The sequence below is a fragment of the Alphaproteobacteria bacterium genome, from assembly GCA_033344895.1.
Lineage (GTDB): Bacteria > Pseudomonadota > Alphaproteobacteria > UBA8366 > Aestuariispiraceae > Pacificispira.
Genome location: JAWPMN010000001.1, coordinates 1,057,599 through 1,070,360, shown reverse-complemented (window position 1 = coordinate 1,070,360; position 12,762 = coordinate 1,057,599). Strand labels below are relative to the sequence as shown.

General features: G+C 62.5%; 15 protein-coding genes. 3 read left to right on the top strand and 12 right to left on the bottom strand.

Annotated features, from left to right (window positions below; genetic code table 11):
- Position 1 precedes the first annotated feature (1 nt).
- The gene (locus R8L07_05210) at positions 2–871 is read right to left on the bottom strand and encodes an EamA family transporter (protein MDW3204922.1); all 870 of its coding nucleotides are present in this window, start codon (positions 869–871) and stop codon (positions 2–4) included.
- Positions 872–981: 110 nt separating this feature from the next.
- Between R8L07_05210 and R8L07_05205 the strand changes: the two genes are divergently transcribed.
- Positions 982–1,455 (top strand): Lrp/AsnC family transcriptional regulator, encoded by a 474-nt coding sequence (locus R8L07_05205; GenBank protein MDW3204921.1) that lies wholly within the window; start codon positions 982–984, stop codon positions 1,453–1,455.
- Between the two features lie 61 nt (positions 1,456–1,516).
- On the top strand, positions 1,517–2,107 hold the full coding sequence (locus R8L07_05200; GenBank protein MDW3204920.1) for an HD domain-containing protein: 591 nt from the start codon (positions 1,517–1,519) through the stop codon (positions 2,105–2,107).
- 15 nt (positions 2,108–2,122) lie between these two features.
- Here R8L07_05200 and R8L07_05195 read toward each other — a convergent pair whose 3' ends face one another.
- Both R8L07_05195 and R8L07_05190 read right to left on the bottom strand, forming a co-directional pair.
- On the bottom strand, positions 2,123–3,013 hold the full coding sequence (locus tag R8L07_05195; protein MDW3204919.1) for a LysR family transcriptional regulator: 891 nt from the start codon (positions 3,011–3,013) through the stop codon (positions 2,123–2,125).
- A gap of 88 nt (positions 3,014–3,101) precedes the next feature.
- On the bottom strand, positions 3,102–4,112 hold the full coding sequence (locus R8L07_05190; protein ID MDW3204918.1) for a mitochondrial fission ELM1 family protein: 1,011 nt from the start codon (positions 4,110–4,112) through the stop codon (positions 3,102–3,104).
- Positions 4,113–4,254: 142 nt separating this feature from the next.
- On the opposite strand from R8L07_05190, the gene R8L07_05185 reads away from it, so the two are divergent.
- A complete protein-coding gene (locus R8L07_05185) occupies positions 4,255–4,752 on the top strand; it encodes an Lrp/AsnC family transcriptional regulator (protein MDW3204917.1) in 498 nt (165 codons plus the stop codon).
- Positions 4,753–4,754: 2 nt separating this feature from the next.
- On the opposite strand, the gene R8L07_05180 is transcribed toward R8L07_05185, so the two are convergent.
- The 9 genes from R8L07_05180 to greA all read right to left on the bottom strand — a co-directional run bounded on the left by R8L07_05180 (position 4,755) and on the right by greA (position 12,630).
- Positions 4,755–5,924 (bottom strand): alpha-D-ribose 1-methylphosphonate 5-triphosphate diphosphatase, encoded by a 1,170-nt coding sequence (locus R8L07_05180; protein MDW3204916.1) that lies wholly within the window; start codon positions 5,922–5,924, stop codon positions 4,755–4,757.
- Between the two features lie 30 nt (positions 5,925–5,954).
- On the bottom strand, positions 5,955–6,776 hold the full coding sequence (gene phnE / locus R8L07_05175) for a phosphonate ABC transporter, permease protein PhnE (protein MDW3204915.1): 822 nt from the start codon (positions 6,774–6,776) through the stop codon (positions 5,955–5,957).
- Positions 6,773–7,666, bottom strand: a complete 894-nt coding sequence (locus R8L07_05170; GenBank protein MDW3204914.1) for an ATP-binding cassette domain-containing protein — start codon at positions 7,664–7,666, stop codon at positions 6,773–6,775. The genes phnE and R8L07_05170 overlap by 4 nt, the downstream gene beginning before the upstream one ends.
- Entirely contained in the window at positions 7,644–8,528 is an 885-nt protein-coding gene (locus R8L07_05165) for a PhnD/SsuA/transferrin family substrate-binding protein (protein ID MDW3204913.1), read from the bottom strand. Before R8L07_05165 ends, R8L07_05170 begins: the two co-directional genes overlap by 23 nt.
- Positions 8,529–8,688: 160 nt before the next feature.
- Entirely contained in the window at positions 8,689–9,186 is a 498-nt protein-coding gene (locus tag R8L07_05160) for a PAS domain-containing protein (protein MDW3204912.1), read from the bottom strand.
- Between the two features lie 58 nt (positions 9,187–9,244).
- The gene (locus R8L07_05155) at positions 9,245–10,162 is read right to left on the bottom strand and encodes a ChaN family lipoprotein (protein ID MDW3204911.1); all 918 of its coding nucleotides are present in this window, start codon (positions 10,160–10,162) and stop codon (positions 9,245–9,247) included.
- 10 nt (positions 10,163–10,172) lie between these two features.
- Positions 10,173–11,864 carry a cache domain-containing protein gene (locus R8L07_05150; GenBank protein MDW3204910.1) on the bottom strand — a complete coding sequence of 564 codons (1,692 nt, stop codon included), beginning with the start codon at positions 11,862–11,864 and terminating at the stop codon, positions 10,173–10,175.
- Between the two features lie 86 nt (positions 11,865–11,950).
- Positions 11,951–12,157 (bottom strand): hypothetical protein, encoded by a 207-nt coding sequence (locus R8L07_05145; protein ID MDW3204909.1) that lies wholly within the window; start codon positions 12,155–12,157, stop codon positions 11,951–11,953.
- A complete protein-coding gene (gene greA / locus R8L07_05140; protein MDW3204908.1) occupies positions 12,154–12,630 on the bottom strand; it encodes a transcription elongation factor GreA in 477 nt (158 codons plus the stop codon). The genes R8L07_05145 and greA overlap by 4 nt, the downstream gene beginning before the upstream one ends.
- Between the last annotated feature and the right edge of the window lie 132 nt (positions 12,631–12,762).

Sequence of the window (12,762 nt, the reverse complement as noted above, 5' to 3'; positions counted from 1 at the left end):
CCTACCGCAGAGGCCTGTGGATCGCCACCCCGGCCATCACCAGCGCGATACCCAACAAGTCTCGGAAACTGGGAATCTGAGCCAGGACCAGGGCGGCGATGAGGGTCGCCGTCGCGGGCAGCAGGGCGAGCATCAGGGCAAAGCTGGCCCGCGGCAGCCGCGACATGGCCAACTGATCGCAGATATAGGGGATCACCGAAGAACAGATTCCGACCCCGACCCCGGCAAGAATCAGCATCGGTTGGTCCAGAACGGCCACGGCCTGGGCGATGCCGATCGGCATCAGGGCGACAAAGGCGATCAGCATCGCCGCGCCCAGGCGCTCGACCCCCTGATCCGCGCCGTTGGCGGCCGCGCGATGCCCCAGCACGATATAGCCGACAAACAACAATGCGTTCAGCGCCGCCCAGAAAAGGCCCATCGGGTCGGACACCCATTTCACGTCGATCAGAACCGCGACACCCAGGACCGTCAGCGCGAGCGCGGCCAGGTTCCGCCCGTTGCGCAGTCCGATCAGCGCGACCGCGATCGTGCCGACAAACTCCATCGCTGCGACCAGGCTCATCGGCAGCGTTTCAAGCGCCAGATAGAAGGACGTGTTCATCACCGCGAGACACAGCCCCAGCCCCACAAGCAACAGACGGCCTGTCCAATTGGCCTGCCGGAATGTCCGGATGGGGGAGGTGATCAGGCAGAACGCCGCCGCAGCGGAAGCAACACGGAACCAGGCGACGCCCAGTACGCCGACCGCCGGAAAGAGCAGTACCGCGAAGGACGGCCCCAGATAGTGAAAGATCGCGCTGACGCCGAACCATGCCTGGGGCGGTACCCGCGTCGCGACCCGACCATAACCCGATTGCATTTCCGCCATGCCGGCCTCCTCTTTCCTGGGAAGGCACAAAATGCATGGTGAATGGGGAGGTTTGAATGGATATTTGAAGGAAGATGTGGAAATATAAATTCGAACAAAAGGAAATTTTTATGTTTAAACTTCGATTGAAAAACGCGTCTCTGGACGAAACGGATATGCGGATTGTTACGGCCCTGTCCGAGAATGCCCGCATCAGCACTGCGGAGCTGGCGCGTCTGGTGGGGCTGTCCGCGCCCAGTGTCGCGGAACGTATCCGGCGCCTGGAAGAGGCCGGTGTCATTCGGGGGTATACGATCGATCTAGATCCAGCGGCCATCGGCCTTGCAATCACGGCCTGGCTGCGCATCCGTCCGTTGCCCGGCAAACTGCAGAAGGTGGCTGAGATCCTGGCTGAGACCCCGGAATTCGTCGAAAGCGACCGGGTTACCGGGGATGATTGCTTTGTCGCCAAGGCCCATGTGCGGACCGTGCAGGACCTGGAGGTACTGATCGATCGATTGATCGTGCATGCGACGACCAACACATCGGTCGTGCAGTCGTCCCCCTTTGAACGCCGGTTGCCGCCGCTGGTTCCCATCCGATAGCCGCCACTTGACGTCGGTGGGGTTCCCGCTGTCAGATCGGGGAAACCGAAGGAGGCTTGCGATGGAATATGTCGGCTGGACCAGGATGGAAGACGGCACCAAGGAAGATTGGGAGCTGCTGTGCCGTCTGGAAGACGCGTTCAATGCCGATCTGGTCGACCGAATCCTGACGCAATTGCGCAGTCTGGATGTCGACTGGGGCGGTTACCGGGTTACGCGTTATGTCCATTCCCTTCAATCCGCGACGCTTGCCCATCGCGACGGCGCGGACGAGGAACTGGTGGTCGCGGCGTTGCTGCATGATATCGGCGACATCCTCAGCCCCTACAATCATTCGGAAATGGCGGCGGCGATGCTGAAGCCCTTCGTGTCGGACAAGACCCATTGGATCGTGAAGCATCACGGTCTGTTCCAGGGCTATTACTATGACCATTTCCTGGGCGGGGACCGGAATGCGCGGGACCGGTACAAAGACCATCCCTATTACGAAGACTGTGTCTATTTCTGCCAGAACTACGATCAGAACGCTTTCGACCCGGACTATGACACGCTGCCGCTGGAGTTCTTCGAACCCATGGTGCGGCGGGTCATGGCGCAATCGAAATTCGGCCACCAGGAACTGGGATCCACAAAGCCCCAGGCGGCGGAATAGCGATCCGGCGGTGCGCTAGAAATTGTGTTCGGCGACCTTGCGCAGCAGGAAGTCGCGGAAGACGGTGATCCGTTTCGAATGGCGCAATTCTTCGGGATAGACGAAATAGGCCTGTGTAACCGGGCCTTCCAGCTCGGGCAGAACCGGCTCCAGCTTCAACTGTTCCGGTTGCATGAACTCAGGCAGGGCGGCAAGGCCGAGGCCCGAACGCACTGCGCGATAAATGCCGTAGACATTGTTGACGCGTAGAATCGGCCGGCGCGGGGTTTCCGGTCGTGCGCCGACATCCAGAAGCCAGTTCACGGATTTGGACGGCTGCGGCGCTTCCTCACCGAAGACGATCAGATCGTGATGGTCCAGGTCGGGTGCGGCATTGGGACGGCCCCGCCGTTCGAAGTATTCCGGGCTGCCATAGATCAGATGTTTGACGCTCATCAGCGGCCGCTGGATCAGGTCCGGCTGGCGCGGCGGCGACATGCGGATGGCAACGTCGGCCTGGCGCATGCCCAGGTCCAACTCCTCATCGGATAGCAGCAGGGTGACCTCGACCTCCGGGAAAAGGTCGATGAACTCCTTGATCTGCGGCGTCAGCCAGGTGGACCCGAAGGCCATGGTCGTGGTGACCTTCAGCGGTCCGGACGGCCTGTCCTTGGTTTCGGCCAGCCGCGCCTCGGCCATGCTCAGCTTGTGAAAGACATCCTTGACCGTTCGGTAGAGCATTTCGCCCTGTTCGGTCAGCAGAAGGCCACGCGCATGACGATGGAACAGCGGAACGCGCACGCTTTCTTCCAGCGCGGAAATCTGGCGCGAAATCGCCGACTGGCTGAGGTTCAGCTTCTCACCGGCATGGGTGAAGCTGCCCACCTCGGCCACGGCGTGGAAAATCCGCAGTCTGTCCCAATCCATTGGCATGGGGTCACCTTACAACGCGACGGTCACTCCTCCCGAAAGGCATATGTAGGAGAGTCGCCGCCGAAAATCGACGAAAAACGGGTCAGGTTTCGGAATTGTCCCGTCGCGACAGAAGGGCATTCAGTCTCGCGGCGGCGCGTTCGGTGTCGTCCAGCGCCTGAAAGTCCCAATCCTGCAGGGTTCCTTCGAAGGGTCGGGTGGCGCCGTGACGCTCCATGGCCGCATGAAACCGTTCGAACTTTTCCGCCCGTCCGGATACCGGCAATCGGATCACCTGGACCGGCCGGCCGGTCGCCGCGGCCTCCGAGACCATGTTCACCGAATCGCCGGTGACCAGAACCCGGTCGGCCAGGCCGAGATAGCCGAAATAGGGGTTGTCGCCCTGGCCGTCCCAGATCTCCGCGCCGCTTCCATCGAGTGCGCCTCTGATCGCTTCGGCAGCCTGAGGGTCGGTCCGGCGGGAAAAGGTCAGCATCAGGCCCGCCCCGGTCTCCCGGATCAGCCGTGCCAGATCGCTGCCGACCCGATGGCCGACCGCCGCGTCGAAACGATAGGCGGCATTGCTGCCGCCAATGCTGACCGCGATGCGCGGCGTCGGCAGGTGCGCCAGGCGGCCCTTCCATTCCTGGGCCGCCCGGTCCAGCATCTCGCGGGTGACACGGTGGACCGAGCCGCAGACAACCTCGACATTCGGTCCGGTCAGTCGGTCATGCTCCGGGACGATCAACAGGTCGAAACGTCCGGGGTTCATGCGGGGGTGCTGGATATGAACGGTTCGGGTTCGCCCTGCGCTGCGCCGCCGGATTTCGAGCGCGGGACCGATTGCGCGCCGACCGCAGGAAATCGTGACGTCCGGCCACGGGGGTGTCAGGGAGGCAGAAGCCGGGCTGCCGGTTCCCATCACGCCGGGCGGCCAGAGCCCGGGCGGCAACCAGACCCACGGCCTGGCCAGAACAACCGGCTTTTCCTCGATCTGCAATCCGGCGGCTTCGGCCAATCCCAGGGCAGGGTTCACGTTGCCGGGCCTGCCATCCGTCAGAATCCAGCAGGTCGGCCTGTCCGCAGGGTTGGAGGGGTGTCCGGATCGGTGCATTCCCCGGTTATGCCCGTGCCCTCAGGGGCTGGCAAGCGGCTGAAAATGTACGCTGTGGATATAATATTATTGCGTGTAACGTCTCGTCAGGGTAATTCCAGCCCAATTGGCATTACCGCCGGTCGAAAGGACTCATTGCGTCATGCGCCACGCGAAACTGGATAAAATCGATAAGAAGATTCTGCGCGACCTGCAGGATGACGGCCGGATCACGAATGTGGAACTGGCGAAGCGCGCCGGTATCTCGGCACCGCCTTGCCTGCGCCGTGTGCGGGCATTGGAGGAGGCCGGCTTCATCCGCGGTTATCATGCCGATCTGGATGGAGAGATGCTGGGTTTCGATGTGACGGTCTTCGCCTTTGTCGGTCTGGTCAGTCAGGCCGAGTCGGATCTTCGACAGTTCGAGGAGATGGCCCGGGGCTGGCCGCTGGTACGTGAAGCACACATGCTTCAGGGGGATACCGATTTCCTGCTGAAGATCGTCGCTCGGGATCTGGACAGCTACAATCGTTTCCTGACCAGCCAGCTGACCGCCGCGCCGAATGTCGCGAATGTGCGTTCGGCCATCGGTATTCGTGCGTCGAAACAGGAATACGGCGTGCCCGTCGATCCCGACATCGACATCGAAGATATGATCTGACGCTAGGCGGCGGTTCGGCGCAGCCGGTTCCGTGCTGAAACCAGGGCGATATCGCCTGCCAGACCGCTTGCCCCGCGAAAACCGATCAGGTCGGCGTCCGCGCCTACTGCTATGCGGCCCTTCCGGGCGCCCAGACCGACGGCTTCGGCGGGATTGCCGGAGACCAGCTCCCATGCCTTCTCCAACGGCAGCAGGCCCAGTTCCGCGATCAGGAAGGGGGCGCGCAGAAGGCTTGGGTAGAAGTAGTCGCTGACTAGGATGCTGACCCGGCCCTCGGCGATTTCATCCCGAACGCTGGTGCCGCCGACGTGACTGCCGCCGCGAACCAGGTTTGGCGCACCCATGACCACCGCCGCCCCGCGTGCCAGTCCCTTTTCGGCGCACTCGGCGGTCAACGGAAATTCGCAGATCCGGACACCCAACTCCTCGGCGCGGGCCGCATCCTCCGCGGTCCGTTCGTCGTGGGATGCCAGCGCCACACCGGCCGCATGGGCGGCTGCGGCGAGTTCGACCGTCTGCGCGTAGCCCAGATCGCGCCGGGATTGCCGGTCGGCAATGAAGCGTTCCAGGTCATCCGGGGACATGGTGAAACGCCGTTGCGCACCGGCCCGGTATCGGTCCAGCTTGCCCGTATCGCCCGGCATCGGCAGGTGGTCGTTCAGGGACAGAAGGTCGATGCGCCGGTCGGTGATCCAGCTCAGCAATTCGTCATGATCGTCGGTCGCGACGCATTCATGACGAATATGGATGCGGCTGTCGGCGACCAGTCGGTCACGCCGCGCTTCGATTGCGTCCAGCAGGCCCCGCACGGTCGCACGGTTCCGAACGCTGGGCTCGAACCCGTCCGTGATGGAATAATAGAAGGTGGTGATGCCGGCGGATATCAGATTGGCGTCATTGGATTCGATGGCCAGATCCAGAGGAAACCCGCAGCCAGGGCGTGGCGCCATTTCACGCTCGAAGGCATCGCCATGCAGATCGATCAGACCCGGCATGACCGTCAGGCCGCTTCCATCGATATCCACCGCGGCGGCGGGGCCGGCGCCGTCCCCGATTTCGGTGATGCGACCATCATGGATGGCAATGGTCACGCCGTCCTGAAACCCCTCCGGCAGCAATGCGCGGACATTCCGCAGGGTGACGCTGTCCTGTGTGGTGATGCTGTCTGGCATGGTCCGTCCGTTTCTGGTGGAAGGTAAGGGTTACAGTCTGGGGTTGGCGCCGTCGAGCAGCTTCGCGCGTGCCCAGGCGCCGAACCGCTCCACACCCAGGACCAGGATGAAGATCATCAGCACGATCATTGCGGCCTGGTCGTAGCGGAACATTTCCATGGATACGGCCAGTTCCGCACCAATGCCACCCGCACCGACGAGACCGAGCACGACCGAGGACCGGACGGCCTTTTCCAGGGAGAACAGACCGGCATTGGTCAGTCCCGGCGTCGCGGCGGGCAGGACGGCACAGGTGACGATATCGATCCGCCGTGCGCCCATTGCGGCCAGTGCTTCGCCGGGACCGGGGTCGACCTCTTCCATGCTCTCGGCGAAAAACCGGCCGCAGAAGCCGACCGTGTCGACAATCAGCGCTAACGTGCCGGCAAAAGGTCCAAGCCCGACCGAGGCGACGAAGAACAGCGCCCAGGCGAGATCGGGTACCGTGCGCAGAAAACTCACCAGAGCGCGGGCCCCTGAATAAACGACCGGATGCGGCGACAAGTTGCGGGCGGCGAGGACCGCGACCGGCAGGCTCAGCACGATCCCGATCGCCGCCCCGACCAATGCCATCTGAAAGGTGGTCAGGACGGAATTCAGCATTGGCACAAAGCGGTCCGTCGCCGGAGGGACCATTTCGGATGCGATCACGCCCATCGCTGGAAGACCGGCGATCAGATCCGGAATGGAGATACCCGCCCGGCTGAGCGACCAGGCGAAGAACGCCACGAAGGCGACGAACAGGATGCCGGGCAGGAGCCCCGGACTCTGCCAGCGCGCCGGCATGTGCGGGTCGATCCTTGGGCCGCTCATTCGGCCGCCTCCGTCTCATACAGCCAGGCCAGGTCGTCCGGGCACAGGCCGCTGCTCGACCGGTCCAGGACCAGACGGCCCGATTTCAGGCCGATGACACGATCAGAATAGTCCAGGGCGTGTTCCAGATCATGGGACACGAAGACCAGCGTGATCCCCGCTTGCTGCTGCAGTCGGGCAAACAGGGTCATGACGTCCCTGCCGGCCTTTGGGTCCAGACTGGCAACAGGTTCATCGGCAAAAATCATCGTCGGTTCCTGCATCAGGGCGCGTGCGATGGCGACACGCTGCGACTGGCCACCGGAAAGCTTGTCCGCGCGCCGACCGGCCAGATCCGCAAGACCGACCTGTTGCAGGGATTCGAGCGCCTGGTCCCTTTCCAGTTTGCTTGCAAAGCTGTGGCTCCAGGCGCGCGGACCGGCCCCGCGTGCCAGGGCGCCATGCAGTACGTTGCTCAAGACGCTGAGCCGCGCGCAGAGATTATGACGTTGAAATACGAAGCCGACCTTGGCCCGCGCCTGGCGAAGGGCCTTGCCGGAAAGTCCGGTAATGGCCGTGTTGTCGATGCGGATATCACCGGCACTCGGCTCGATCAGGCGCATGGAACAGCGCAACGCGGTGCTCTTGCCGGATCCGTTTGCGCCAACGATAGCCACCGACTGGCCGCGCTGGACTGAGAAATCGATGCCGCGCAGGACCTCATGCGCGCCTTCCGGTCCGTGATAGGTCTTGCGAAGCCCGCGGACAGTCAGAGCCGTTGCGGCATCCGAATGCCGCGCATCCCGGTCGAAGGCGGCGGGGGAGCGCCGATCCGACGCTCCCCCCTTATCCGCATTCCCGCCCGGTGTCAGGGCGACCCGGAGACGGTCAGTTGCCGATGAAATCGGCATATTCCGGATAGCCTGCGGTTTCATACATGGCACGGACGTAGTTGTAGTTGCTGTCCTGGATGTTGGAGATGAAACGCATCCCCTTGTATTTCTGATTGTCCTCGCCGGTCAGGATGGCGGCCACAAGGTCGTCCGACCGTTCCACAAAGGCCTTCCTGAAGGCGGCGACGACATCCTTGCCGACATGGGCCCCGACCATCAGGACGTCATTCGGCAGATCAGGGCCGCGACCGACGATCCGGAACGCACCGGGGGGGAGGCCGCCCGTCGATTCTTCCTTTTCGCGCAGGCTCAGGAACTTGATGTGATTGACGCCCATTGCGGCGACATCACCCTTCTTCAGCGCTTCCCAGGCCACCGGTACCTTGGTGTGAATGACTTCGACATCCTTCTGGGGCGCAAGGCCGTAGTCGGCCAGGACCTGGATCGGGCCTAGATGCTTGGAGGTCGAACCGACGGAACCGAGGGCGATCTTTTTACCTTTCAGATCGGTCGGCAGATCATAGCCGTTTTCGGCCAGCGTGATCAGGACAGCGAAATAGTCCGGGCGCGAGAAACCGACCACGATCTCCGCATTGGTGCGCTTCTTCATCACCACATATTCGGCAGGACCGGTCAGAACGAAATCGACCTTGCCGAAGCGCAGCGCCTCGGACGCGGCGGTGCGGTTCGTAACCGGCAGGAACTCGATCTCGTGACCCGTGGCGTCTTCCAGAACGGCTACAAACTCCCCGAACTCGCGCTGCAGTTCTTCCAGGCCGACCAGGTCGGTCACCGCAAGCTTGATCGGTTCGGCCTTGGCCGGTGCGGCGAAGACGCCGACAAGAATGGCGAGACTGAGCGCCGAGAACAGTTTCCTCATGACAAACTCCCCCCTCGGGATGTGTTTCGAGAGGGTAAGCGTAGAACCGGGGCATGAAGCACCCGTGGCCGCGTCATGAAGCCACCGTGAAGTTCAGGTCGCGCGCGCCGGGGATTTGTCGCGGGCGCGTAGCATTTCGGTCATGAGGCTGCCGGGGGGGCTAGTAAGGCAGGTCGTTTTCCGCGCGAACACGCCGTTCGGAATAGACCAGGATCTTGGACACCTCGACCCCATTGTCGGTGAAGGGCAGCACGATCGAGTATTCGTTGACGTGCAGGCCCCTCGAATCGATGAAGTCCAGCGGGGCGAACAGCGGCGTCCCGGTCCGCCGAACCGTGTCGTAATCCGTCAGGCAGCTTTCCAGGCTCGGTCCGAAGAAGCCGTCCTCCACCAGGGATCCGGTCGGGTTGTGACCGCGCGCCGCCACTTCCCACTGGCCGACAACCCGATAGCGATAGATCCCGGTTCCGTCGGGGCGAACCCCCTCGATATCGATCAACAGAATGCCGGGAAGATGATGGGGAATGTCCGTCGGATCGAAATCCGACCGGTACGGCATGGATCGGCCGGCGCGAATCTCGTTCCAGTAGTCGTAGATCCTGCGCACTCGAATGCTGGAATGGTCCAGCGCGGATACATCGAATTCCAGCCTGGTCATGACAGAGCCGTGTTGCATGCGGTGCCGCAAGTCTAGGTCGGCAAAGGTTACGCAACCCTTAATCGGAACCGGAACGCCCGTGGCTTTTCCGCAAGGCGTCGCAGGGATCGGGTCGGTCCTGTGGGTCGGTTACAATCACCAGGTCATAAGGTGCCGGCGCGCCCTGCCACGAATCACGCTCCACGAACCCGATGGCAAGAACCACATCCTCCGGAAGGGCACGGCGCAGAAGAGCCCCGGCACCATGATCGATGCGGACGTGACCCGTTCCTGCAATCAGGACGACCGGTCCGCCCGAGCGCAGCCTGGCGTCCGCTACCGCCTCCGCCAGGGCGGCGTCGCGGGCGCGCTGGATCGTGATCATGCCCGCCATCCGTTCGCGCGGGAACAACTCGCAATGGGACCGGAATTGAAGCTCTGTCATTTCGCTTCGCACTGAATCCGGCAATGGGTCCATCAATCGAAACATGCGAAGCACGGCAGAGGGGAGGGCTTCCGTCCCGTCGCTGTAGAGTGTGTGGATCAAATCCCGATCCAGATCGCCGGCGATCAGCCGGGCCTCCAAGGCGAATGCGGCGTCAAAAACCGGTTGATAGATCGCCGCATCCGGCCAGCCGGTGTCGTGCCAGCCCATCGCGTCGGCAAAGCCGGCCGCACCGCCCTGATAGGCATCAATGGTCGACTGTTTTGATCGGGGCAGCATTTCGAAGACCACGCTGGCGGGCCGGTCCACATTCGCGAAGCGTTGGCGCAGTATCGCGGCCTGTCCGATATGGTGCATGGGGTTGTCGTGCACTTCGCCCAGCAACAGGATGTCGGCGGATCGGATCCGTGCGTCAAACTCGTCCAGGGTGAGGGGGGCGCCGCTGCGGGCATCCAGGACGTCGACGCTTTCAAGGTCGGGAAAAACAGGTTCGGCCCGCGCCACCCCGATTGCGATTACAAAGGCGATCAGGGCAGCGGCGGGTCGAATCATGGGCTTGCGATCAGTTCTGTTGCTCCGACAGGGAGCCAAGGAACTTAGTGACCTGATCGCGCAGGACAACCGAATCCTGCGTCAGCGCGTTCGCGGCACTGAGCAGGTGCGACGCCACCTCGCCCGCGCTGCGCGCCGTATCGGTCACGGCGGCCACGTTGCTGCTGACCTGTTCGGTACCGCTGGCGGCCTGCTGGATGGATCGGCTGATTTCCTGCGTCGCGGCGGCCTGCTGCTCGATGGCGGCACTGATCGCCGTTGCCGACCGGGACACATCCGAAATGACATCCCGGATGTTCGACATTTCCCCCGCCGCGTCGCCGACAGCCTTCCGGATTCCATCGATATGGGAGTTGATGTCGTCGGTCGCCCGCTGCGTCTGCTGCGCCAGGGCCTTGACCTCGCTGGCGACGACGGCAAAGCCCTTGCCGGCCTCACCTGCTCGGGCGGCCTCGATGGTGGCGTTCAGGGCCAGCAGGTTGGTCTGCTCCGCGATCTCGGCGATCAGGCCCAGCACGTCGCCGATCTTCTGGGCCGCCTCGACCAGGCCCTGTACGGTATGCTCTGAGCGTTCCGTGGCCCCCACGGCTTCCTCGCTGACGGAGCGCGCGCTTTCGGTTTGTCGGCCGATTTCCTGAATGGAGGCAATCAGTTCCTCCGTCGCCGTGGCCACGGTGGCGACGTTCTCCGACGACTCGCTGGTCGCCGCGGAGGCTTCGCCCGCCTGATGCTGGGTCGACTGCGCCATCTCCGACATATCGTTGGCTGCGGCGCGAACTTCCTCGGAAGCCTTGGAAACCTTGCCTACCACGGATTCGACGGACGCGCGGAATTCCTCGGCAATGCGGGCCAGCTGTTCCCGGCGTTCCCGTTCCGCCGCGGCCTTGGTTTCCGCCTGCTGCTCACGCAGGACCGATGCTTCCTTCGCGCCGGCGCGCAGCACATCCAATGCCCGACTGATCGTTCCGACCGCGTCGCCGCGTTTCTGATCCGGCACGTCGACGTCCAGGTCACCATCGTTCATCTGCTGCATGACCTTGGCCACACGTCCCAGGGACCCGGCGATATCCCGCGCGATCAGCAACGCAATCAGAATCGAAAGTCCGGCCAGAACAACGATCACGATCACGACCGTGATCATCTGTTCCTGGAAGGCCGCATCCAGATCCGCGATGAATACGCCCGTGCCGACCATCATATCGAACGGTTCGACATAGCGGGCCCAACTGACCTTCGCGATCGGCGGTTCGTCCTTCGCCGGCGGCCAGAGGTAGTCATATCGACCGCCTTCTTCCGACGCGAGCGAGATCTTCCAGAGGTCGCGGATCAGGTATTGTCCGCTTGGGTCCTGCAGGTCCCAGAGGTTCTTGCCCACGATATCCGGACGAATGTGGGCGATGGCATTGCCCTTGCGGTCCCAGGCGAAGAGATACTCCTTGCCCTCATAGGTCATCGCCGACACGACCTTGGCCCATTCCTGAATCGCCTCGTCCCGGCTCATTTCTCCGGCTTCGACGCGCTGGTTATAGGATTCGGCGATATTGACGCTGGTTTCGGTGAGGGCGTTCAGCTTGGAAAGACGCTCTGACACCATCGCCTTATGCATGGCGTCCAGCGTAACCCAGGCCACAACGACGCTGGTAAGTGTCAGCGCCGCTACGATCAGCAGCAGCTTCGCGTTGATCGACAATCTGGACAGCATTGGGTGGTTCCTCCGGATATCCCCTATTCTTGTAGGGTACCATCTAACGGAGAACTGGTTAGGATAACCTTAAAATGCTGCGAATGTTACGAATCCTGCCGCGGGTCCCGGTAATCGTAGACGACTTGGTCGTGCTCGCTTGCACGCGAACGATGCATCAGCAGCATCAGAGCTGCATACAGACCGAATACCCCGATCAGCGTGAGCAGGATGGCGATATAACCATGGATGGAGAATTCGAGGCCGGTAAGCCCGTTCAGCCAGTTCGTCAGAGGGGCGAAGAAATCGTTCATCCGGAAAACTTCACGGAAACGACTTCATAGTCGCGGGATCCGCCGGGGCTGTTGACCTCGAAAACGTCGCCTACTGACTTTCCGATCATGGCGCGTGCCATCGGGCTGGTGACCGAAATCTTCTTCTCAGTCAGGTCCGCCTCGAACTCGCCAACAATCTGGTAGACGGATTCTTCGTCGGTTTCGCAGTCGGCAATCGTGACGGTCGCCCCGAACTTGACGGAATCGCCATCCAGCTTGGACGGGTCGATCACCTCGGCGCGGCTGGACTGATCTTCCAGCTCCGCAATACGGCCTTCGATGAAGCTCTGCCGTTCGCGCGCGGCGTGGTATTCCGCGTTCTCCGACAGATCGCCATGTTCACGCGCTTCCGCGATCGCCTGAATGATCGCCGGGCGCTCAGTGCCCTTCAGGGTTTTCAGCTCGGCCGTCATGGCTTCATAGCCACGCAGCGTCATCGGAACCTTCTGCATTCCACCAATCCACTATCAATCATGACCGCCGGGCCCGCCCTATGCGGTGCACCGGGTTTCGGCACTATCTTCCAGCGAGCGGAAAAGACCTTGAGGCAAGTTCTTCACCGACCGGCATGTATTCAGGACGTC